The sequence below is a fragment of the Actinomadura sp. KC06 genome, assembly GCF_004348735.1.
Lineage (GTDB): Bacteria > Actinomycetota > Actinomycetes > Streptosporangiales > Streptosporangiaceae > Spirillospora.
This window is the reverse complement of record NZ_SMKT01000148.1, coordinates 1-21,887: the sequence shown is the minus strand read 5'-3', so window position 1 is coordinate 21,887 and position 21,887 is coordinate 1. Positions and strand designations below refer to the sequence as shown.

General features: G+C 69.2%; 21 protein-coding genes. 14 read left to right on the top strand and 7 right to left on the bottom strand.

What is annotated here, in order from left to right; all coding sequences use genetic code 11:
- Positions 1-410 precede the first annotated feature (410 nt).
- A complete protein-coding gene (locus E1287_RS33410) occupies positions 411-746 on the top strand; it encodes a hypothetical protein (RefSeq protein WP_131969277.1) in 336 nt (111 codons plus the stop codon).
- A gap of 243 nt (positions 747-989) precedes the next feature.
- Here the strand turns inward: E1287_RS33410 and E1287_RS33405 are convergent, their stop codons facing one another.
- Together E1287_RS33405 and E1287_RS33400 are read right to left on the bottom strand one after the other, a co-directional pair.
- The gene (locus tag E1287_RS33405; protein ID WP_131969276.1) at positions 990-2,264 is read right to left on the bottom strand and encodes a M14 family metallopeptidase; all 1,275 of its coding nucleotides are present in this window, start codon (positions 2,262-2,264) and stop codon (positions 990-992) included.
- A 13-nt stretch (positions 2,265-2,277) separates the two neighbouring features.
- A complete protein-coding gene (locus E1287_RS33400) occupies positions 2,278-3,225 on the bottom strand; it encodes a M28 family peptidase (protein WP_243719605.1) in 948 nt (315 codons plus the stop codon).
- 696 nt (positions 3,226-3,921) lie between these two features.
- Between E1287_RS33400 and E1287_RS33395 the strand changes: the two genes are divergently transcribed.
- Positions 3,922-8,082 (top strand): Pls/PosA family non-ribosomal peptide synthetase, encoded by a 4,161-nt coding sequence (locus E1287_RS33395; RefSeq protein WP_131969275.1) that lies wholly within the window; start codon positions 3,922-3,924, stop codon positions 8,080-8,082.
- Here the strand turns inward: E1287_RS33395 and E1287_RS33390 are convergent.
- Positions 8,069-9,034, bottom strand: coding sequence for a LysR family transcriptional regulator (locus E1287_RS33390; protein WP_131969274.1), 966 nt, complete (start codon positions 9,032-9,034; stop codon positions 8,069-8,071). The genes E1287_RS33395 and E1287_RS33390 overlap by 14 nt on opposite strands.
- A gap of 176 nt (positions 9,035-9,210) precedes the next feature.
- On the opposite strand from E1287_RS33390, the gene E1287_RS33385 reads away from it, so the two are divergent.
- Together E1287_RS33385 and E1287_RS33380 are read left to right on the top strand one after the other, a co-directional pair.
- The gene (locus E1287_RS33385) at positions 9,211-10,209 is read left to right on the top strand and encodes a M64 family metallopeptidase (protein WP_131969273.1); all 999 of its coding nucleotides are present in this window, start codon (positions 9,211-9,213) and stop codon (positions 10,207-10,209) included.
- An 84-nt stretch (positions 10,210-10,293) separates the two neighbouring features.
- The gene (locus tag E1287_RS33380; protein WP_131969272.1) at positions 10,294-11,412 is read left to right on the top strand and encodes an acetamidase/formamidase family protein; all 1,119 of its coding nucleotides are present in this window, start codon (positions 10,294-10,296) and stop codon (positions 11,410-11,412) included.
- Here E1287_RS33380 and E1287_RS33375 read toward each other — a convergent pair.
- The gene (locus tag E1287_RS33375; RefSeq protein ID WP_131969271.1) at positions 11,402-12,229 is read right to left on the bottom strand and encodes an alpha/beta hydrolase; all 828 of its coding nucleotides are present in this window, start codon (positions 12,227-12,229) and stop codon (positions 11,402-11,404) included. The genes E1287_RS33380 and E1287_RS33375 overlap by 11 nt on opposite strands.
- A gap of 286 nt (positions 12,230-12,515) precedes the next feature.
- Between E1287_RS33375 and E1287_RS33370 the strand changes: the two genes are divergently transcribed.
- Genes E1287_RS33370 through E1287_RS33350 form a run of 5 tightly spaced genes read left to right on the top strand, consistent with a single transcriptional unit; the run spans position 12,516 to position 17,384 of the window.
- Positions 12,516-12,884 (top strand): Rieske 2Fe-2S domain-containing protein, encoded by a 369-nt coding sequence (locus E1287_RS33370; RefSeq protein WP_131969270.1) that lies wholly within the window; start codon positions 12,516-12,518, stop codon positions 12,882-12,884.
- On the top strand, positions 12,871-13,203 hold the full coding sequence (locus E1287_RS33365) for a hypothetical protein (RefSeq protein WP_131969269.1): 333 nt from the start codon (positions 12,871-12,873) through the stop codon (positions 13,201-13,203). Before E1287_RS33370 ends, E1287_RS33365 begins: the two co-directional genes overlap by 14 nt.
- Positions 13,200-14,423 carry an amidohydrolase family protein gene (locus E1287_RS33360; RefSeq protein WP_131969268.1) on the top strand — a complete coding sequence of 408 codons (1,224 nt, stop codon included), beginning with the start codon at positions 13,200-13,202 and terminating at the stop codon, positions 14,421-14,423. Before E1287_RS33365 ends, E1287_RS33360 begins: the two co-directional genes overlap by 4 nt.
- Before the next feature lie 48 nt (positions 14,424-14,471).
- Positions 14,472-16,181: a thiamine pyrophosphate-requiring protein gene (locus E1287_RS33355; protein ID WP_131969267.1), complete on the top strand. Its 1,710-nt coding sequence runs from the start codon at positions 14,472-14,474 to the stop codon at positions 16,179-16,181.
- A 3-nt stretch (positions 16,182-16,184) separates the two neighbouring features.
- Positions 16,185-17,384 (top strand): alpha-hydroxy acid oxidase, encoded by a 1,200-nt coding sequence (locus E1287_RS33350; protein WP_131969266.1) that lies wholly within the window; start codon positions 16,185-16,187, stop codon positions 17,382-17,384.
- Positions 17,385-17,435: 51 nt separating this feature from the next.
- Here the strand turns inward: E1287_RS33350 and E1287_RS33345 are convergent, their stop codons facing one another.
- The gene (locus E1287_RS33345) at positions 17,436-17,741 is read right to left on the bottom strand and encodes a helix-turn-helix transcriptional regulator (RefSeq protein WP_131969265.1); all 306 of its coding nucleotides are present in this window, start codon (positions 17,739-17,741) and stop codon (positions 17,436-17,438) included.
- Positions 17,742-17,806: 65 nt separating this feature from the next.
- On the opposite strand from E1287_RS33345, the gene E1287_RS46005 reads away from it, so the two are divergent.
- A complete protein-coding gene (locus E1287_RS46005) occupies positions 17,807-18,208 on the top strand; it encodes a hypothetical protein (RefSeq protein WP_243719604.1) in 402 nt (133 codons plus the stop codon).
- 368 nt (positions 18,209-18,576) lie between these two features.
- Positions 18,577-18,867 carry a DoxX family protein gene (locus E1287_RS33335; protein WP_207934613.1) on the top strand — a complete coding sequence of 97 codons (291 nt, stop codon included), beginning with the start codon at positions 18,577-18,579 and terminating at the stop codon, positions 18,865-18,867.
- A gap of 43 nt (positions 18,868-18,910) precedes the next feature.
- Here the strand turns inward: E1287_RS33335 and E1287_RS33330 are convergent, their stop codons facing one another.
- Positions 18,911-19,108, bottom strand: a complete 198-nt coding sequence (locus E1287_RS33330; RefSeq protein WP_207934614.1) for a DUF397 domain-containing protein — start codon at positions 19,106-19,108, stop codon at positions 18,911-18,913.
- 202 nt (positions 19,109-19,310) lie between these two features.
- Positions 19,311-19,736 carry a MarR family transcriptional regulator gene (locus E1287_RS33320; RefSeq protein WP_131969261.1) on the bottom strand — a complete coding sequence of 142 codons (426 nt, stop codon included), beginning with the start codon at positions 19,734-19,736 and terminating at the stop codon, positions 19,311-19,313.
- A gap of 84 nt (positions 19,737-19,820) precedes the next feature.
- Here E1287_RS33320 and E1287_RS33315 point away from each other — a divergent pair, with 84 nt between their 5' ends.
- The 3 genes from E1287_RS33315 to E1287_RS33305 form a co-directional block, all read left to right on the top strand.
- A complete protein-coding gene (locus E1287_RS33315; protein ID WP_131969260.1) occupies positions 19,821-20,558 on the top strand; it encodes an SDR family oxidoreductase in 738 nt (245 codons plus the stop codon).
- A 722-nt stretch (positions 20,559-21,280) separates the two neighbouring features.
- The gene (locus tag E1287_RS46000) at positions 21,281-21,586 is read left to right on the top strand and encodes a hypothetical protein (protein WP_243719603.1); all 306 of its coding nucleotides are present in this window, start codon (positions 21,281-21,283) and stop codon (positions 21,584-21,586) included.
- Positions 21,583-21,887: ATP-binding protein (locus E1287_RS33305; protein WP_243719602.1), on the top strand; the 305-nt coding region annotated here is incomplete at its 3' end. The genes E1287_RS46000 and E1287_RS33305, both read left to right, overlap by 4 nt.

Genomic DNA, 21,887 nt, shown 5'->3' with positions numbered 1-21,887 from the left:
CCCCCCAGCAGCCCGCCGCCGTCGCAGGAGAGCCCGTCCCCGCCGCCGCAGGACCCGCCCTCGGAGGACCCGGACGACGGACAGCGCCCAGGCGGCCCCCTGGACCCCATCGGCGACATCATCGGAGGCGTCACCGACCCAATCCTCGGCGGCCTCTCAGGCCGCTGACCACAGTCGCATAGAAAAGGGGACGGACCCAGCCGGGTCCGTCCCCTTTCCCATGCGCTCCTCCCCCATATTCTCTCGACGTCTTCCTGACAGACCCACTCACCGAAGGTCGCGGCCTTCGGTCTGAGCCGTCGCTGCAGGGCGCGGCCAGCAACCGGCACCCCCTCTGTACCCGGTAACTGTGCAGGTCCTGCGCGACATAGCCCGCACGCTGGCGTTGCCGGACGACCTCGCTGGCACGAGTGCCCGCATCAGGGACGGCAGGGGCTCAGCCGAAACAGGCGGACCCGAAGCGGATCAAGCAGCACGCCGGTGATCTCAGATCCGATGTCATTCCCATGATCAAAAAAGCTGGCGACACGCTCACCAAGGACGGCAACTACAACCTTGAGGGCGGAGACTTCAGCATGACCTGCACGCCAATGGCACCCGCATGCCCCATGGCGATCCAATTCGCCTTCGAGGACGTCAAGATGCTGATGACCACCGCAAAGAACTACGCCGAGAAGATCGAGCGCGCGGCCGGGATTTACGGCCAGACCGAGGAACAGAACAAGAAGAACGCTATCAGGCGATAACCGGTGTGAAACGAAAGGCAAGCTAAATGGGTGACTCTACGCTGACCTTGGATATCTCCAGAAGACCGGCCACCGTCTCTCGTCCTCCTGCCGTGGGAGACATGCCTTTGGCAGGTTGTCGCGGATTAGCGCCGGCGAGCGCGGAAATGGCCGCCCCAGCCGCAACCAAACGCGACTCACCCGGGTTTCTCGGACGGGCGTCCGAGAAACCCGGGTGGTGGTGACGCTACCTGCGACCGGTGTTTATGCCGGGGCGCAGTATTGGTCCTGCTTGTTGATGGCGCGGTACGGGCAGTCCGCGTACTCTGCCAGGATCAGCAGCGGGTCGCGGTTGACCTGGGTGAGCGACTCGATCTGCGAGGGCGCGGGGTAGAAGTTGCCGCCGCCGAGCTCGAACGTGTAGGAGAAGATGCGCTGGTCTCCCCACGTCCAGTCGTTGGAACTGCCGTCGGTGATGTAGAGGTCGCTCGACTGCTGGGGGGTGTAGCGGTTGAGCCGGGCGACTTCGCGGCCGATGGTGGCGTGCGCCGCCTGGTCGTCGGCGGAGAATTCGCCGGGCACGGTGTCGTTGTAGGTGTAGCCCATCGGCCACAGCACGAGGTTCGCTACCGAGTGGATGTCGAGGAACATCTTGATCTGCTGCTTGCCGCCGACGACCCGGCTCCTGATGAAGCTGGTGACGGCCCGGGTCTCGGGCGCCGAACCCGCCGAGGGGCCCCGGTAGGTCTCGCTGGACGGGGTGCCGGACGAGCCGCCGCAGCAGCCCCACTTGTAGGGGTAGTTGCGGTTGAGGTCGACGCCCTGCCGGTTCTTGCGCCACATCCGGCCGGGCTGGGTGTCGCTGGTCATGTCGTAGATCTGGCCGTCGGGGTTGAGGATCGGGATGATCCAGAACTCCCGCTCGTTGACCAGCTTGGTGATCCGCGCCGTGGTGTTGTACTCCTTGGTGAGGATCCCGATGAAGTAGAGGGCCTGCTCGTTGGTGATGCGCTCGCGGGCGTGGATGTTGGCCTGGTAGAAGACCTCGGGCTCGTCCTCGTCCGCCGCCACGTTGTCGCTGATCTTGACGCCGACGATGTCGCGGCCCTCGTAGGAGCGGCCGATGCTGAACTTCTTCGCGATCTGCGGGTAGTTGGCGACGACCTGGTCGAGTTCGGCCATCGTCTCCGCGTGGGTGTGGTACGACGACGCGGACGCGGCGTGCCGGGGGAAGGCGCCCATCGGGCTCACCTTGAAGCCGAGCCGCTTGATCGCGGCGACCTCGGACGGGATCGCGCTGATCTCCAGTGAGTCGTCCGGGCGCACCAGGTCGATCGCGGCGCCGGTGCGGGCGACCTGCGTCCGCTGCGCGGACGTCGCGGGGCCGGTGACGAGGTAGCGTTTCGCCGTTTCGGCGGGGGCGGCCGGCGCTCCGGCGACCTTCACGGGGGCGGCGGACGCGGTCGTCCCGACGACGGTAAGGGTGGCCGCGCCCAGGCAGACCGCCACGAGCGCGGCCTTGAGGTTACGTGTTCTCATCGGTTCGTTCTCCTCAGCCGACCGGCCGGTACGGCGATCCGGGGACCGCGGCGCCCTCGGGGATGCCCGCGAGCTTCCACGCGGCGTAGGCGGCGGCGTTGGTCGCGTGGCCCATCACCGGCGCGCCGATGTTGTTGATGTCGTCGCAGCGGGCGTGGTAACAGGGGTCGTCGCCGCTGGCGATGCCGCTGACCTGAATGCCGGCGTTCTTGAACGAGGCGTGGTCGGACCGCGCGCCGATGTTGAACCCCCGGGTGGGGAGGCCCTTGCTGCGGAAGTACTCGGTGAAGACCGCGCTGAGGGTCGTGGAGTCGGTGTAGACGCCCCAGGTCGTGGTGTTCTTCGCGCCGACCATGTCGAAGTTGAGGTAGGCGTTGATCTTCGTCCGCTCGGCGGCGGGCAGGTTCTGGACGTAGTAGCGCGAGCCGATCAGGCCGAGCTCCTCGGCGCCCCACCAGCCGAACCGGAGCCGCTTGGTGGGCTTGGCGTTGGCGCGGGCGACGGCGAGCGCGGTCTCCAGGATGGCGCTGGAGCCGGAGGCGTTGTCGTTGATGCCGGGGCCTGCGGGCACGCCGTCGAGGTGCGCGCCGAGGAAGACGACCTGGTTGGGGTCGCCCTGCGGCCAGTCGGCGATCAGGTTCCAGCCGGTGGCGCCCTGGTAGGTGAAGGACTGCAGCGTGGTCTGGAATCCGGCCGCGTCCAGCTTCGCCTTCACGAAGTCGGCGGAGGCCTTGTAGCCGGGACGGCCGTGCGCGCGGTTGCCGCCGTTGGAGCTGGCGATGGTCTGGAACTGCTGGGCGTGCGCCATCGAGTTGGCCGCGGGGATGTCCGGCGACTGGACGGCGACGGCGGCGGGGGGCGGTGCGGACTGCGCGACCGCGCCACTGGGGAGGCCCATCAGGGCCGCGAGGAGGCCGGCGCCGATGGCGGCCGAGCCGAGGACGCGCTTGCGTTTCATCATGGGGGTTTACCTGACCAATCGGATCTGTGTTCCGGGGAGCTGAGCGGGGGGACTGTCCGGCGAGCAGGCATGGAGCCGGGTGGGGGTGCCACCTCGATGGCCCGGGAGCAGTACTGGAACGTGGACCTGAGACGCCCTGTGGCCTCCTGGGGGTGGGCTCCGGCGCGCGCGTGCGACCAGAGGGAGGATGACGCTGAACGATATGCGCGCGCATTGGCGTCGTAAAGAGCAATGTGTGACGAACTTCGGGCACCGCCGTGATTCCGGCGGGCGTTTCACGTGGTCACCGGGCGGAGAAGCCGTCTCCAAGAGCTCACTACATCTAATAGAAAGGCGCCCGCCCGCGCCTTGAATGTGAATGAACGCGGCTGAAATGGAACGTTTCAAGGCGCCGCTTCGATTTCATGATCTATGGATCCGGCGGGAGCCGGGTTCGGCAATCGCCCGCGCCCGGCCTTGACGCTTTCGCAGCGGCGGCAGCGGCGACGGCACAGTCAATGAAACGTTTAAATTCGTGTCATTGCATTGTCAATGGAAATTCGTGCCAGACCGTTCGCTGGCCGCCTCTGGTCAGAGACTTTGGCTACTCAATGGTTCGGTTAGATCATCTTTCGGTCCCTGACATCTCATCTTGCGGGCTCTGACTCGACCCCGGATGCGATTCGAACGAATTAATCTGCATGGGCGGAACGAAAGATGACGACAGAAACCGGTGACCGGACGCTCGCCGTCCCCGGAGAGACGGCCCGAGAGATCACCGCTGATCACGTCCTGGTCGCCGCGGGGCATCCGCGGGAGATCCGCTGGCGGGCCGGAGAACGTCTTGAGCACCTGTTCGAGGAGCGGTGCGACCGGCTCCGGGACGAGGGCCGGGGCGGCCATCCGGCCGTCGACGCCGGCGACCTCGTCCTGACCTTCGGCGAGTTGGACGAGCGCGCCAACCGGCTTGCCCGCCATCTCCTGGCGGAGGGGGTGCGTTCCGGCGACCGGATCGGGCTGCTGTTCGACGACGCCGTGCACTCCTACGCGGCGACGCTCGCCGTCCTCAAGATCAACGCGGTGTTCGTGCCGCTCGACGCCGGCTATCCGCCGGAACGGCTGGCGTACATCGTGGAGGACGCGGGCGTGCGGACCGTCCTGTCCCTGTCGCATCTGCGCGAGCACCTGCGGCAAGCAGGCGCGGAGGTGCTGTGCGTGGACGAGGCGGCGGCGCTGGTCGACGCGCTTCCCGGCCACCGCCTCACGGACGCCGAGAAGGGCGTCCCGCCGGACGACCTGTGCTACATCGTCTACACGTCCGGCTCGACGGGACGCCCCAAGGGCGTGGCGATCGAGCACGCCGCCATCTGCAACTTCGTCCGCGTCGCCGTCGAGGTCTACGGGATCCTTCCGGTGGACCGCATGTACCAGGGCATGACGATCGCCTTCGACTTCTCCGTCGAGGAGATCTGGGTGCCGCTGATCTCGGGCGCGACCCTCGTCCCGAAGCCGAGCGGGTCGGTGCTGGTCGGCGACGACCTGCTGGACTTCATGCGGGCGCGGCGGATCACCGCGCTGTGCTGCGTCCCGACGCTCCTGGCGACGCTCCACGAGGATCTTCCGGCCCTGCGCTTCCTGCTGGTGTCGGGCGAGGCGTGCCCGCAGGACCTCGTCGCCCGCTGGCACCGTCCGGGCCGCCGGTTCCTCAACGTGTACGGGCCGACCGAGGCGACCGTCACCGCGACGTGGACGCCGCTGGACCCGGACCGGCCGGTGACGATCGGCGTCCCGCTGCCCACCTACTCCGTCGTCATCCTGGACCCGGACGAGGACAGGGCCCTGCCGCCGGGCGAACCGGGCGAGATCGGCATCGCGGGCATCGGGCTGGCGCGCGGCTACGTGAACCGCGACGACCTCACCGCGCGCAGGTTCGTCCGCGACTTCATCGGCATCGAGGACAACCCGTCCGGCCGGATCTACCGCACCGGCGACCTGGGCCGGATCAACGGCTACGGCGAGATCGAGTACCACGGCCGCATCGACACCCAGGTCAAGATCAAGGGGTACCGGATCGAGCTGACGGAGATCGAGTCGGTGCTGTCGCAGGCGCCCGGGATCGCGCAGGTGGTCGTCGGCACCCACGAGCCCGAGCCGGGCGTGATCGAACTCGTCGCCTACTTCACGAGACGGAACCGCGACACGCCACTGGACCGCGACCGGCTTCGCGCGCAGGCCCGGCAGCACCTGCCGGGCTACATGGTCCCGGCGTATTTCGAGGAACTCGACGCCATCCCGATGCTGCCGAGCGACAAGGCCGACCGCGGGCGGCTGCCTCCGCCGAAGACGCCGCGCAGGCAGGGTGCGTCCAACGGCCATCTCGCGCCGGAGACCGCGACGGAGCGGGAGCTGGCCGGCGCGCTGGCCGGGGTGCTGCGGCTGGATCGCGTGTCGGTCGACAGTCATTTCTTCGACGATCTGGGGGCCGACTCGCTGCTGATGGCGCGGTTCTGCGCCGCCGTCCGGGAGCGGACCGACCTGCCGGTGTCGATGCTGGACGTCTACCAGAACCCGGAGGTCAGGGGCCTGGCGGCGGTGCTGGCCGAACGGGCGCCGGCGCATCCGCCCCCGGACCCGGAGGCGGCCTCGCCCGCCGAGCGCTCGGCATCTCCGGAGGCGGCCCGGCCAGGGGCGCGTCCGGGGGCGCGGAAGCGAGCCCGCGAGTACGTGGTCTGCGGCGCCCTGCAGTTCCTGCTGTTCCTCGCGACGGTCTACGCCGGCGCCGCGGTCGGCTACGCGGGTTACGGCTGGACGTCCGAGGCCAACGGCCTCGCCGACCTGTATCTGCGGAGCGCGGCGTCCGGGTGCGCGTTCTTCGGGTTCATGTGCGCGCTGCCGGTGCTGGCGAAATGGTCGCTGATCGGCCGCTGGAAACCGCGGCGCATCCGCGTGTGGAGCCTCGGCTACGTCCGCTTCTGGACGGTCAGGACGCTCATCCGGTCGAGCCCGATGACGCTCCTCGCCGGATCTCCGCTCTACAACGTCTACCTCAGGCTGCTGGGCGCGCGGATCGGCCGCGGTGCCGTGATCTTCTCCAGGACGGTCGTGTGCACCGACTTGCTCACCGTCGGCGCCGGGACGATCGTCAGGGAGCGATGCGCGATGTCCGGATACCGCGTCGACGGCGGGGTGATCCGGACGGGCGCGATCACGCTCGGGGAGCGCGCCTTCGTCGGCGAGAGCACGGTCCTCGACATCGACACCGTCATGGGCGACGACACCCAGCTCGGGCACGCCTCGTCCCTGCACACCGGGCAGGCCGTGCCCGCGGGCGAGCGCTGGCACGGCTGCCCGGCCCGTCCGACCGGCACCGGCTACCTGCCGATCCCGCCGATGAAGTGCGGCACCGCGAGGCGGTTCTGCTACGGCGCCCTGCAGCTGTTCACCCTGCTCGCGGTCGCCATTCCGCTGGGATTCGTCGTCCTGATCAGCCTGCTCACCGAGTTTCCGATGCTGGCCGAGATCATGCGGACGGAGTCGGAGGGACTGGGCCGCCTTTCGCTCTACCGGGACGCCGCCGCGATCTCGGGCGCGCTGTTCTTCGGCGGTCTCGTCGCGGGTCTGGCGTTCGTGCTCACCATTCCCCGCCTGCTCGGGCTCCTCGTCCGGCCCGGCAAGGTCTACCGGCTCTACGGGCGGCAGTACTGGGCGCTCATGACGACCAAGCGCGTGACCAATGTGCCGTTCTTCATGTCCCTGTTCGGCGACAGCTCCTACGTCGTCGGGTACCTGCGGGCTCTCGGATACCGCTTCGCGCGGCCGATCGTCCAGACGGGAAGCAATTTCGGCACGGAACTGCAGCACCACTCCCCCTACCTGACCACCGTGGGCAGCGGGACGATGATCTCGGACGCGCTGTTCGTCGCGAACGCCGACTTCTCCAGCACGTCGTTCAGGGCGTCCGAGGTGAGGATCGGGGCCCGTAATTTCCTCGGCAACAACATCGTGTTCCCGGCGGGGGCGACGGTCGGCGACAACGTCCTCCTCGGGACGAAGGTGGCGGTGCCGATCGACGGCCCCGTCCGGGAGGACACCGGCCTGCTGGGCTCGCCGTGCTTCGAGATCCCCCGATCGGTGGAACGCGACCACGCGTTCGCCGAGCTGGAGAAGGGCGACGAATTCCGCCGCCGGCTGTCGGCCAAGAACCGCTACAACCTCTCCACCATGGGCCTCTTCCTCCTCATCGGATGGTTCCGGGCCTTCGGGGTGACGGCCGTGTGGCTCGCCGCCGAAGACCAGCTCCGCGGAAACGCGGCGGCCGGGATCGTCGCCGCCGTCCTGGCGTCTCTGCTGTTCACGGTCGGCTACGGCGTTCTGGTCGAGCGGGCCCTGCTGCGTTTCCGTTCCCTCAAGCCGCAGTTGTGCTCGATCTACGACCCCTACTTCTGGTGGCATGAGCGACTTTGGAAAATGGGCGGGCGGGCGCCGTTCAACGGCACTCCGTTCAAGAACGTGGTCTGGCGCCTGCTGGGCGTCCGCATGGGCCGCCGGGTCTTCGACGACGGCTGCGCCATACCGGAGAAGACACTGGTCACCATCGGGGACGAGTGCACGCTGAACGCGGGAAGCGTCATCCAGTGCCATTCCCTGGAAGAGGGCGTCTTCAAATCCGGCCGGACCCGGATCGGCGCCGGATCCACGCTGGGCGTCGAGTCGTTCGTCCACTACGACGTGACGATGGGCGAGGGAGCCGCGCTGGAAGCCGACTCCTTCCTCATGAAAGGTGAGGAAGTCCCGCGCGGCGCACGGTGGCTGGGCAACCCCGCCGGCCAATCCCACCAGGCCATCGAGGCGGCCCCGGCTCGCACTAGCCGGACCTAGCGGCAGGCCCACCGCGCGCTGGCGGGTCGGGGTGGAGGCGGGCGGCCAGGCCGGGAACGCCGGCGGCGGCCGCCCGGTGCGCCTCGCCCGCCAGCGCGGCCAGCTCGGGGGCGCGGTCGGCCAGCGGGCCGCCGAGCCGCCAGGCGAGCAGGTGCCGCATCCACAGGGTGGGGCACGTCAGGGGGCGGACGACGACGTCCGCGCCGACCGTGAGTGTCGCCTGGCACGGGGCGACCGCACGGCCCTCCGCCACGAGCGCGCGGATCATGTCGTGCTCGGTCATCATGTGCCGGACGCGGGGCGCGAAGCCCGCCTCCTGGCAGGCGGTGTAGAAGTACTCCGGCCATCCGGCGCCGTCCGGAGGCGTGACCAGCCAGTCCTCGCCGGCGAGCCGGGCCAGCGGGACCTCGTCGGCGGCCGCGAGCGGATGGCCGGCGGGCAGCGCCACCGAGATCGGCTCGGTCGCGATGACGCGGACGCCGACGCTCGGACGGGCCGGCAGCTCGTGCCCGGGATAGTCGACGAGGGTGGCCGCGTCCAGCCGCCGGGACGCCAGCAGGTCCAGCAGCAGCCGCGGCGAGTACTCGGTGTGGACGGTGATCCGGGCGCCGGGCAGCTCGAACAGCCGGTGCAGCAGCCCGGTGAGGACGGGCGTGGCGTAACCGCCGATGCGCACGCCCGCCGCGCCGGACTCGGTCTCGATGCCGGTGAGCAGCTCGTCCACGGTGACCAGGACGGACCGGGCCCGGCTCAGCACGAACAGGCCGAACGGCGTAGGGCTCACCCCCTGCCGGCCGCGGCGGAAGACCTGGCCGCCGAGGGCCGACTCGATCCGGTGGAGCCGTCCGGTCAGGGCCGGCTGGGAGACGCCGACCGTCGCGGCCGCGCGGCTCAGGCTGCCGGCGTCCGCGATCGCGCACAGCGTCCGGAGATGGCGGAGCTCGAGCTGCACGTCACACCGCCTTCCACGCCATTGGCCCTGAAATATAGAGGACGGGGAATGCCGGGGCACCGGTTCTGCCGAACACGATCCCGGCGGCCCATAAGGCGGAGATTATGAGCAGCTGAGATGGGGAAGAGCCGCCTTTTCCTCCCATACTCGGGGGACCCTCAAAGGAGGCTCCCCCCATGCGTATCAGACCGCTGCTCTCCTATCTGACCTGCATCGGCGTAACGGCGTCCGCGCTGGGCGTCGTCGTCACGGAACCCGCCACCGCGCAGCACGCACCCGTCCGCACCGAATGGCGAGAGATCTTCTCACCGGACGGCACCATTCGGCGACTCCGCGTCACCCGCGAAGTCCACGCCTCGCCGGCTCCCCGCGCCCGGGTCGCGGCGGCCGAGGTGATCCCGATCGAGGTCAACGGGCCGAGCGAGAGCCGGTTCGACCTGGTCTTCGTCGGCGACGGCTACACCGCTTCGGAGCTGGGCGCCTACGGCGGCCATGTGCGCGGGAAATTCGACGAGATCATGGCCAAGGAGCCATTCCGCTCGCATCGCAAGCAGTTCAATGTGTGGCAGGTCAACGTCGTCTCCCAGCAATCCGGCGTGGACAATGACCCCACCCAGGGAATCCAGCGCGCCACCGCGCTCGACATGGGTTTCTGGTGCGGTGGAATCCAGCGGCTGCTGTGCGTCAACGAGACCAAGGCCCGGCAATACGCGGCCGCGGCCCGGGACGTCGACCAGGTCCTCGCGCTGGGCAACTCCACCACCTACGGCGGGGCGGGCGGCACCGTGGCCACCGCGTCCGGCGGAAACGCGCAGTCGGGCGAAGTCGCCATCCATGAAATGGGGCACTCGGTCGGCGGCCTCGCGGACGAGTACAGCGACGGCCAGGGCGACGTCTACCGGGGCCCGGAGCCCAGGGAACTCAACGTCTCGACCTACACGCGGGAACAGATGCGGCAGAACCAGACCAAGTGGGCGCGCTTTCTCGGGCAGCCCACGCCCGACGGCGGCGTGATCGACACCTTCGAGGGCGGCTACTACCACCGGCGCGGCATCTACCGTCCGAGCGAGAACTCGATCATGCGGACGCTGGGCCGCGAGTTCAACCTGCCCGGCCGGGAGGCCATGATCGCCGCCTTCTACCGCGAGAAGGCCCTGCCCACCTACGGCGAGTAGGCCCGCGCATCGCGGGTTGACAGCCGCGGGCGGGAGGCGGAACGCTCCGATCATCCGCGTGCCCTGGGTGAGGAGAGTGGCGGAATGGCCGTTCACGAGATCCGGATCGATCCCGCCAAGCCGCTGCGGGAGGACCCCGGCACGGGGCACAACCGCTGGCATCACGGCATCCCGCCGGTGCTGCGCTGCGAGCCCGGCGACGAGGTCGTGATGGGGACGCGGGACGCGTTCGACGGGCAGTTCGGCCCGTCCAGCACGGCGGAGGCGGTGGCCGCGGCCGACCTGGGCGTCGTGCACCCGCTGACCGGCCCGGTGTTCGTGGAGGGCGCCGAGCCCGGTGACCTCCTGGAGGTGGAGATCCTCGACGTCGCGCCGGACGCGTTCGGGTTCACCGCGCAGGCGCCGGGCTTCGGGTTTCTGCGCGACGACTTCCCGGAGCCGTACCTCGTGCGCTGGACCATCGCGGACGGCTGGGCGACCTCGGACGACCTGCCCGGCGTCCGCATCCCCGGCGCCCCGTTCATGGGCACGATCGGCCTGCCGCCCGGACCCGCCGCGCTCAGCCGGATCACCGCGCGGGAACAGGCGGCGGTGGACGCCGGCGGCATCGCGATGCCGCCGTCGGCGGAGGGCGCGGTGCCGTCCGACCCGGAGATCGCCGCCACGGGGCTGCGCACCGTCCCGCCGAGGGAGCAGGGCGGCAACGTCGACATCAAGCAGCTCACCGGCGGGACCAGCCTGTTCCTCCCGGTCGACGCTCCCGGCGGCCTGTTCAGCGCCGGCGACGCGCATTTCGCGCAGGGCGACGGCGAGGCGTGCGGGACCGCCATCGAGATGCGCGCGACGCTGCGGGTGCGGTTCGCCGTCCACAAGGGCGAGGCACGCGAGAAGGGCATTACCTCGCCCAGGTTCTCCCGCACCGAGTACTGGACGTCCCCCGAGTACGCGGCCCCGCGCCGGTTCTACGCCACGACCGGCATGCCGGTCAGCCGCGACGGCGGCACGGTGGTCTCGGAGGACGTGACGCTCGCCGCGCGCAACGCCCTGCTCAACATGATCGACCACCTCGGGGAGCGCGGCTGGACGCGGCAGCAGGCCTACGCCATCTGCAGCGTCGCCGTCGACCTCAAGATCAGCCAGCTGGTGGACGTCCCGAGCGTCCTCGTCTCCGCCTTCCTCCCCCTGGACATCTTCAGCTCTTGAGGAAGTCCAGCAGGTCCTGGTTGAACTTCTCCTTGTCGCCGGGGACCAGCGCGATGCCGTGCGAGGCGCCCTCGTACACCTTGAGGACGGCGTTCGGGATGATCTCGGCGGACTTGCGGGCGGTGGCGTCGATCGGGACGATCTGGTCGTCGTCGCCGTGCACCACGAGGGTGGGGATGTCGAACCGGCGCAGGTCGTCGTGGAAGTCGGTGCGCGCGAACGCGTCCACGCACTTGACGCCCGCCTGGATGTTCTCGTGCATGGCCATGAACCAGAACGCGTCCTTGTTGCCCTGCGTGACGTTGTTGCCGGGCCGGTTGGCGGAGAAGAATCCCTCGGCGGCGTCCTTCCAGTACTGCGAGCGTTCCTTGAGGATGCCCTTCTTGATGTCCTCGAAGACCTGCTCGGGGACGCCCTCCGGGTTGTCCGGCCCCTGGAGCATCAGCGGCGTGATCGCCGACAGCAGCACCGCCTTGTCGACGCGGCCGGTGCCGTGGCGGCCGATGTAGCGGGCCAGTTCGCCGCCGCCCATCGAGTGTGCCACCAGGGTGGCGTGCCGCAGGTCCAGGCCGGTCATCAGGTCGTTGAGGTCGTCGGCGAAGGTGTCGAAGTCGTAGCCGTTGAACGGCTGGCTGGAGCGGCCGTGGCCGCGGCGGTCGTGGGCGATGCCGCGGAAGCCGTTCTCGGCGACCACCTTCATCTGGTCGTCCCAGGCGTCGGCGTTCAGCGGCCAGCCGTGGATGAAGACCACCGGCCGCCCCGACCCCCAGTCCTTGTAGAAGATCTGCTCGCCGTCCCGCGTGCTGACGAGTCCCATCGCACTGCCCCCGTTTCCCCTTGTGTGGTCCTGCCGGGCCATCTGACCGGCACCGTCGCCGGTACCCCGCAGGCTCAACGTCAGCGCAAACGAAAGGTCCGGAAACGTTTGCCGGATACGACGATCCACTACGGGCGGCGATCAGGGCACGCTCGCGCAGCACCTCAGCCCCGGCCTCTGGACGTCGTCGGCGCGGGGCTGATCCATATCCTATCTTCAATAGAATCCCGGCCCAATCATTGACGCCCCGCATTGCTCTATACAATATTGATTTCGAGGTGGTGAGATGATGCACGGGCAGGTGGTGGTGGGACGCTCGGCGGAGCTCGCCGACGGCGATCGGCTGGTCGTCGACGTCGACGGCACCGAGATCGGCGTCTTCCGGATCGACGGCGCGCTCTACGCCTACGGCAACTACTGCGTCCACGCGGGCGGCCCGGTGTGCCAGGGCATGGTCATCAACCGGGTGACGGAGCGGCTCGACGCCGAGAAGCGCAGCCTCGGGGAGGCGTTCTCCGACGACGTGCACATCGTCTGCCCCTGGCACGGCTACGAGTACGACCTGCGCACCGGCGCCCATCCCGGGGACCCACGGGTCCGGCTGCGCGGCTACCAGGTCTTCGAGCAGGGCGGTGAGATCGTTGTCGAACTCTGACGGCCGGGCGGCGTCCGCGCTGGAGCGCCTCGTCTCGGACCTGGGCGACCTGGTCGCGGCGGGTCACCGTCCCGACGACCCGGTGCAGCTGGGCGCGCTCATGACGCTCGCCGTCCGCCTCTACGCCGCCGGCTCGGAGAACCCGTACGGCCCGGCCGCGCTCGCCGAGCTGAAGCTGACGCCGACAGAGGCGTGCACGGCCGCCGCGGCGCTGCTGCACGCCCAGTCGCTCACCCCGTTCGAATTCTCGGTCTGGTTCTCCAACAGCCGCGTGGACGCCGCGAGACGACAGGGGCAGGACGGACAGGAGCAGAGATGACGACCGACCCGCGGGTGAAGACGCTCACGCCGCAGTTCGACCGCTTCACCGACACCCGGGAGATGCTCGACCACGCGCGCCAGCAGTCGGCGCAGTTCGGGCTGGACGACTACTTCGTCGTCGACGTGGACTCGCACCGCGAGCCCAACGCCCACTGGCGCGAGGTTCTCGAATTCATGGAGAACCCCGTGATGCGGTCGAACTCGCTCGCCACCCTGGACGCGCGCGGCACCATGATGTACGTCCCGTACCCGGCCCCCGGCGGCTCGGGCGTCAGCTCGCAGTCGATGTTCGGCCGGGTGCCGCACCAGGACCCGCAGGCCGAGGCGGTCGAGGGCGTGACCCGGCACCGCGACATCGAGCTGTCCCGCCGCGCGATGGACGCCATCGGCATCAACGTCCAGGTCATCTTCCCGACGAGCCTGCTCGGACTCGGCATGTCCCCGCTCGCCGAGGGCGAGGCGCAGGCCGCGTACGCCTACAACCGGTGGATGATCGAAGCGTTCTGCGCCGAGGAGTCGCGCATCAAGTTCATGCCGTACCTGCCGCTGCGCTCGCCCGAGATGGCGCTGCGGATCGTCCGGGAGTTCGCGGGACGGCCGGGCGTCGTCGGGTTCCTGGTCACGAGCATCCGGTACTCGCCCGTCCACGACAACCAGTTCATGCGCCTCTACGCCGAGATCGAGGAGACGGGCCTGCCGCTCGCGTTCCACGCCGGCCCGACGTGGGACGACGACTGGATGAAGACCATGAACAGGTTCATCTCGGTGCACGCCCTCTCGTTCGTGCACTGCAACATGGTGCACCTGACGAACTGGATCATCAACGGGCTGCCCGAGCGCTTCCCGAGGCTGAAGGTCATCTGGGTGGAGAGCGGCGTGGCCTGGGTGCCGTTCATGATGCAGCGCCTCGACCACGAGTACCTCAAGCGGACGTCCGAGGCGCCGCTGCTGACCCGGCTGCCGAGCGAGTACATGCGGGAGATGTACTACACGTCCCAGCCGATGGAGTGCGACGACCACGACCTCCTCGAAGCGACGATGAACGCGATCAACGCGGAGACGCAGCTCCTGTACGCCTCCGACTGGCCGCACTGGGACTTCGACCTCCCGAGCTCGATCCTCGGCATCCGGTTCCTGGACGCCAAGGCCAAGCGCAACATCCTCGGCCTCAACGCCGCGCGCCTGTTCAACCTCACCGAAGGCCCGGGCGTCGGCTGATGGCGGGTCCTGCGATGGAACGGGTCGGCTGATGGGCGGGGTCGGCTGATGGCGCGGACGAGGCGGTTCGCGGTCGAGACGGTCGCCGAGGCATACCTCGCTCTGCTGAAGAACCGCGGGATCGACCGCCTCTTCGTGAACGCCGGGACGGACTTCGCGCCGATCGTCGAGGCGTACGCGCGGCGTCCGGCGTCGGGCCTCGACCTGCCGGAGATCGTGGTCTGCGCGCACGAGAACCTCGCCGTCTCGATGGCGCACGGCGCGTTTCTGGGCGACGGACGGCCGCAGGCGGTGATGCTGCACACCAGCGTCGGGACGGCGAACGCGGTGTGCGGCGTGCTCACCGCCGCCCGCAGCCGCGTCCCGCTCCTGGTCACGGCAGGGCGCACCCCGCTGTTCGAGGACGGCGCGCCCGGCGCCCGCGACGCGGGAATCCACTGGGCGCAGGAGATGTACGACCAGGCGGGAATGCTCCGAGAATTCGTGAAATGGGACTACGAGCTGCGTGACGGAGTGCAGGTCGAGACGGTCGTGGACCGTGCTCTCGACGTCGCGCACACGCAGCCGGCCGGGCCGGTGTACCTCACCCTGCCGCGCGAAGTACTGGCCCGGCCGGCGAACGGCCTCGATGCCCGCGATGGCCCCGTCATCGCACCGGCCCCCGCGTCCCCGGATCCGAACGCGGTCGACCGCCTAGCCGACCACCTCGCGGCCGCCCGCCACCCGGTCATCGTCACCGCGTCAACAGGCGCCGATCCCCAGACGGCACCGCTCCTGGACGACCTGTGCCGCCGCTTCTCCATCGGCGTCCTCGAATACAAGCCGCGGTATGTGAACGTCCCGTCCGACCACCCACTGCACCTCGGCTACGACATCGGCCCGGCGCTCACCGAGGCGGACGTCCTCTGCTTCCTGGACGTCGACGTCCCCTGGACACCTGGTTCGGCGGCTCCCCGCGACGACGCGATCGTCGTCCAGTGCGGGCCGGACCCGCATTTCGGCGCCTACCCGATCCGGGGTCACCGCTCCGACCTGTCGATCACCACGGACACCCGAAGCCTGCTGACCGCCCTGATCTCCGCCCTGGACGACCGGACGACCACGATCGATCCCGACCGCCGTTCTCGTCTCGCCGCCACGGCCCGCCGCAACCGCGAACGCCGCCAAGAGACGCTCGATACCGCCGCCCGTTCCGAAGGCCCGATCGACAAGACGTTCATGAACTGGGCACTCGCCCAGGTGAAACCGGACGACGCCGTGATCGTCAACGAGTACTGGGCACGCCCCGAGTTCCTCGGCCCCTTGGAGCCGGGCGGCTTCTTCGGCACACCACCCGCGGGGGGTCTCGGCTGGGGACTCCCGGCGGCGCTAGGCGTCCGCCTGGCGAGACCCGACCGAACCGTCATCGCGACGGTCGGCGACGGCTCCTACATGTTCGCCAACCCGGCCGCGTGCCACCACGCCATGCAGGCCCACAACCTGCCGCTCCTCACCATCATCGCCACCAACGACCGCTGGGCCGCAGTCCAGAACTCCGCTTTGACCATGTATCCCGATGGCCACGCCGCCTCCGCCGACGAGATCAGCGCATTTGCGCGCCTTGACCCGGTGCCCGCCTTCGAGAAGTATGCGGAGGCGTCCGGCGGGTTCGGCGAGCGCGTCACCGAGCGCGCCGACCTCGTCCCGGCGCTGCGGCGCGGGCTCCGCGCGGTTCGCGAGGACGGACGGCACGCGCTCATCAACGTCCACTGCTCCTGAACCATGCACGCATTCGGATTCGACCTGCGCCACCGGCGCCCCCCGCCGCTGCTGAACGTCCACGACTACGAGTGCGCGGCCCGCCGCCGGTTGCCCGCGATGGTCCGCGAATACATCGACGGCGGCGCCGACGACCTGGCCACACTCACTAAGAACCGCGAAGCCTTCACCCGCTGGGAATTCCGTCCCCGCATTTTGACTGGCACCCAGAAACCAGACCTGGCGACCACCGTCGCGGGAATCGACCTCGACCTTCCCGTATTACTAGCCCCGGTCGGCCTCTCCGGCCTCGCGCACTGGCGCGGCGACGTCGCCGCCGCCCGCGCCGCCGAACGCCGCGGCACTCGCCACATATTGAGCACCGCATCGTCCTGGACGATCGAAGAGGTCGCCGCCGCCACCGCCAAGGGCCATTTCTTCCAGCTCTATCCCCATTCCGGGGAAACGGCCGCCACCCTCATGAAGCGCGCCTGGAACGCCGGCAACCGGATGATGATGGTGACGGCCGACTACCCCATGCGCGGCAACCGCGAGGGCGAGCGCCGCACCGGCATGGGCCCGCCGCCCGTCCTCACCCCCGGCACCGCACTGCGGCTGTGCCGCCACCCCGCCTGGACGTACCGGGCCCTCCGCCACGGCCGCATCCCCGCCCGCAACCTGGTCGAGGGCAGCGGCGTCTCCGCCGCAGTGCAGTCAGTGGAAATTCAGGATCGCCACCTGAGCCAGTCAACGCTCACCTGGGACGACCTGGGTTGGCTGCGCGACACCTGGCCTGGCCGCTTCTACGTCAAAGGCGTCCTGACCCCCGAAGACGCCGACAAGGCCGCCGCCCTCGGCCTGGACGGAATAGTCGTGTCGAACCATGGCGGCCGCCAACTCGACTTCTCCCCCGCCACACTCGACGTCCTCCCAGAAATCGTCACCGCCGTCGGAAACCGAAACACCGAAATACTCCTGGACGGCGGCATCCGCCGAGGCACCGACGTCGTCAAGGCCCTAGCCCTAGGCGCCCGCGCCGTCCTCATCGGCCGCCCCTACCTCTACGGCCTGGCAGTCGCCAGCGAGAAGGGCGTGACCCGCGTCCTAGACATCCTCAGAGAGGAGATCGAACGCACCCTGACCCTCCTGGGCGCCCCGTCCATCCACAACCTGACCCCCACCCACCTCCGCCCTAGCCCACAGACGGGTGAGGACGACCGTTAGCGGCCGTGAGCAGGCAGCTTTCCGCTGCGGCCACCGATCACGGGGAGCGCCTCACCGGCCGGGGAGCTTTCGGCGGAAGTCGGCGGGGGCGTGGCCGTACCAGCGGTGGAAGGCCCGGCGTAATGCCCGGACGTCGGAGTAGCCGACGCGGGCGGCGATCGCGTCGATGTTGAGCTGGGTGTCCCGAAGCAGGCGGGTGGCCTCCGCCTGGCGGACCTGTTCCACTTCCTCGCGCCAGCTGGTGCCTTCCTGGTGCAGCCGTCGCTGGAAGGTCCGGGAGCTCATGGCCATCCGGTACGCGACGCGGTCGAGGCAAGGCAGGCCGGTTGCGAGGCTTTCGGCGATCTCGGCGTGCACTTTGTCCAGCCACCCCAGGACCAGCCTGGAGTTGTTGACCCGAGTGGACGGCGTGGTCGCGGACGATGACCGCCAGGGCCGGGTCGGCGCTCGGCAGCGGCGCGGCCGCGTCGGCGGCGGAGAAGGTGACGGACGAGACCGGCGCGTCGAAATCGATGGCTCCGGTGCCGTATGCCTCGATCAGATGGCGGTGCGATCGCGGTGGTTCGCCCGCGACGGTGAGGGCGTCGGGCGTGACGCGCCGCCCCAGCGCCGTGCTCGCCTGCTCCAGCAGGAGCCCGAGGACGAACTCGGCGATCAGTGTGCCGACCGGCCCGAACGTGGGGACCGGGCGGGAGGCGACCGTCAGGCGGCCCGCCTCGTCCCGCTGCACATGGAAGGCACTGTCGGGGTCGGTGACGGCGGGCAGATGCCGTGCCGCGACCTGGAACGCCTCGGTCAGGTCGGCCGAGGACGTGACGACGTAGTCCCAGACGTAGAACCTGCCCGGCGTCCACAGCCGCGCCACCGGGGCGCACCGCCGACCTCGGCGAGAGCGCCGGACGAGACCTCCCACACGCGCGACAACAACGTCGTCGCCACCCGGATGCCCTCTTGACCGAGGACGCTCACCCCGGGGAGGCGGTCGAGCTCGTCCCGCGCGACCCCGGCGGCCAGCGCCGCCTCGAGGACAAGCCGCACCACATATGGCACCCGGTCAGTGACCTCGCCATGGCCAAGTCGCTGTTCAGCACGCTGACCGAAGCCGAGCCCTACATGGACGAGGTCTACAGGCGCGATCACCAAGTACTGGCCCGGCACCGGCCCACTGGGCCAGGACTACGCCGTCAAGTTCGTGGACTGGGGCTACCTCTCGTGGTTCCGACTCGTCGTCGGCACCCTGGAGCTCGTATGCGCCGTCCTCCTGGTGATCCCCCGCAAACCGGCCCGATTCCTGGGCGCCGCGGGCCTCGTTCTCGTCCTGGACGGCGCGGTCACCACGCACATCGTCAACCAAGATCCGCTGTCACAGAGCGTCCAGGCCCCGATCCACCCACTGATCGCAGCCGCGATAGCCCTGGCGAACTGGCCGTCCCAATGGCGCCGCCTCCTACACCCCTGGCAGCCCGACCCAGCCAATCCCTGACCCCACCATCCCCGGCGCCCACCCCGCGCCGGGGATGGTTTCGTCATGTCGCGCTTCGGTCGTACCGCCCAGCCTTCGCCTCTGCGACGAAAGCGCCCCATACCTGCGGGCCGAAGGTGAAGTGCCCAGCGTCGGGAGCCTTACTGTCCCGCACACCAAGGCTCAAGTTCAGCTCGGCGACCTCGACACAGTTGCCGTCACTACCACTGTGGCTGCTCCTGCGCCATGCGACAGAAGCCATGTCTCTGCTGGCCATAGCTCGGCGCACCTCCCCGCCATCTGTCGGCTATTGGTCGTAGCGTCCAGATTGCACCTGAGCGATGAAAGTTGCACGCGCCTGCGGGGTGACGGTGAGGTGGCCTCCGTGCGGCGCTTTGCTGTCCCCGCACGCCGAGGCCGGCGACTTCGACACATTCGCCGTTGCCCGACATGGCCCAAGCTGCCTATGTGCGGAGCGCCTCAGTCGTGGTACGCGTGAGGGTGACGAGCTGATCGTGACGAGTGGTCGGCCAGGACGCGAGCTGCCCTCCAATCGCGGTGCTGACCGCTTCTCGAAAGCGGGTGACCAGTTCAGCCCCCTGGTCGGTGAGGAACACCGTGGCCACTCGGCGATCTTTGGCATCGGGTCGCCGCCGTACCAGCCCACGCCGTTCGAGCCGATCGACCAGGCCCGTGATGTTCGTCTTGTCGCAATGCAACCGGCTCGCCAGCTCGCCGTGGGTCAGTTCCTGGGGAGCCACCATGGTGAGCAGCTGGGCCTGTTGAGGAGTGAGCCCAAGCTCTCGGCTCGCGGCGCCTCTGATTCCTTCGATCACGCAGCACAGTTCGAGCAACGCCTCTGCGAGTTCCGGGTGTGCTGGGCGGGTCATGAACCGAGCGTACTTGACAGTCCATGACCTCTACTATTTAGTAGACAATCTCAACAGTCGACTTCATCAACTAAATGAGGTGCCGTGCCATCGAAAGCCACCGACCGGGTAGCGGTCGTCACCGGGAGCTCACGAGGGATCGGCCGAGCGACAGCGCTGCGTCTGGCCACAGGCGGGGCGGCCGTCATCGTCAACTACCACACCGACGCCGCCTCGGCGAAGCAAGTGGTCGCCGACATCGAGGCAGGCGGCGGCCGCGCCATGACAGCGCGCGCAGACGCCGCCGACCCCACCGAACTCCGCACGCTGCTCGACGCGGCTGAACACCACTACGGCGGCCTGGACGTGCTGGTGCACAACGCCGCCGGCTTTGTGCGAACCCCGCTGACCGCCGCCACCGACGGCGACTACGCGCATACCTTCTCGCTGAACGCGCAAGCCACCTTCGTCGCGCTGCGCGAGGCCGGCCGCAGAATGCGCGACGGCGGCCGCATCGTATTCATTTCCTCAATAGTCACTCGCATCGACCCGCCGGGCGAAGCCCTGTACGCGGCCAGCAAGGCCGCCGGTGAGCACCTCATCCGTACCTTCGCCCGTGAGATCGGCCCACGCGGCATCACTGTCAACAGCGTCCTTCCCGGCCCCACCGACACCGACGGATTCGCGGCGTCCTCGGCCCCGGTCGAAACGCTCATCGCCCAGACCCCGCTCGGCCGCTTGGGCGAACCGGAAGACATCGCCGAGGTGATCGGCTTCCTCGCCTCCGACGCGGCCAGATGGATAACCGGCCAGCACATCACCGTCGACGGCGGCCTGTCCTGACACAAACCACATCGGCCCACCCGGCGGGACTGCGTCTGCAGCGAAGTAGTCCCAGCGCGTCTCAGGCCGCTCCCAAGTGAAATGTGGCACTTGAAGGCCGCTGTCTGGACAAGCCCTGGGAATGTTGTTGTTCTTCCCTGCTCCGACATGGTGACCAGGTGGGTGAGCTGCTCATGCATGATCGCCGCATCGCCGACCGTCCGGTGTAGGACCGCCTCGTCCAGGACGACCCACAGGCGCGGGCGGTCTGGCCGCGTGAGTATCTGTTGTCGCGCCATGCGTACCTGAACGCGGCGGTCGATCTCGTCGGGGTCGAGTTCCTGGGGCCCGCCACGGATCATGGCGTGCGCGTAGTCCGGAGTCTGAAGGAGCCCAGGTATCGCAAGTGGTTCGAAGGCCCGGACGGTCGCGGCTCCTGCCTCAAGCCCGATGAATACCTCATACGGATTCGGAAGCACGTCCCGGAAGGAGTGCCACCAACCCGGCTGCCGCGCTTCGCGTGACAGTTGGATCAAGCCCTCCTTCTCGGCACCGGACACCCCGTAGAGGTCCAGCAGCTCACGGACGCTGCGCGGCTGCGGCTTGGTTCGGCCGGTCTCGATGCGGAACAGTGTTGAGCTGGACCACTCCAAGCGGAGTGCCACGTCTTCACGGGACAGGCCGGCAGCCTCACGACGGTTGGTCAACTCCAGGGCAAGCCGCCGAGCCCGCAGGGTCGGGCTGTGTTCTTGATCTTGCTTGCGGGTCACTGCACCTCTCTCCGGGGGCAGAATTTCACCGCCGAGCGGCTGGAGCTGTTGGTTCAGCTGATGGTGGACCTGCGCGGCTTCAGACGCGGGTCGGTCTTGTACCTGGACGGGACGGCTGAGCCGGTGTTGTCGGTGCCGGTGGTGTCGCGGCGGCGGTCGATGGCGGTGTTGGTCGTCCAGGAGCCCGGTGGGTGGGCGTACCTGTGGGACGCCGTTCAGCGGATGCCGGTCCGGTCGGTGCGGGTGGCGGCCCAGCAGATCGCCGGAGTGACGCGGTGATCGCGTGGGATGAGGTGCACGCCGGGTGGATGGGCGCCGACGTGCGGGAGGTGCGGGCGCGGGTTCGGAAGGCGCTCGTGGGGTGCGGCGACGGGTTCGACCTGGACGATGTCGAGCTCATGGTCTGCGAGATCGCTACCAACGCCGTCCGGCACAGCGCCAGCGGGAAGCCCGGTGGTGGGGTATGGGTTCGGGTGCTGGTGGCGGCGGAGCGGCTGCGGGTGGAGGTCCGGGACGACGGTGGGACGGACAAGCGTCCGAGGATCCCGGCACAGGGGTCGGGGTGGGGTGAGTCCGGGCG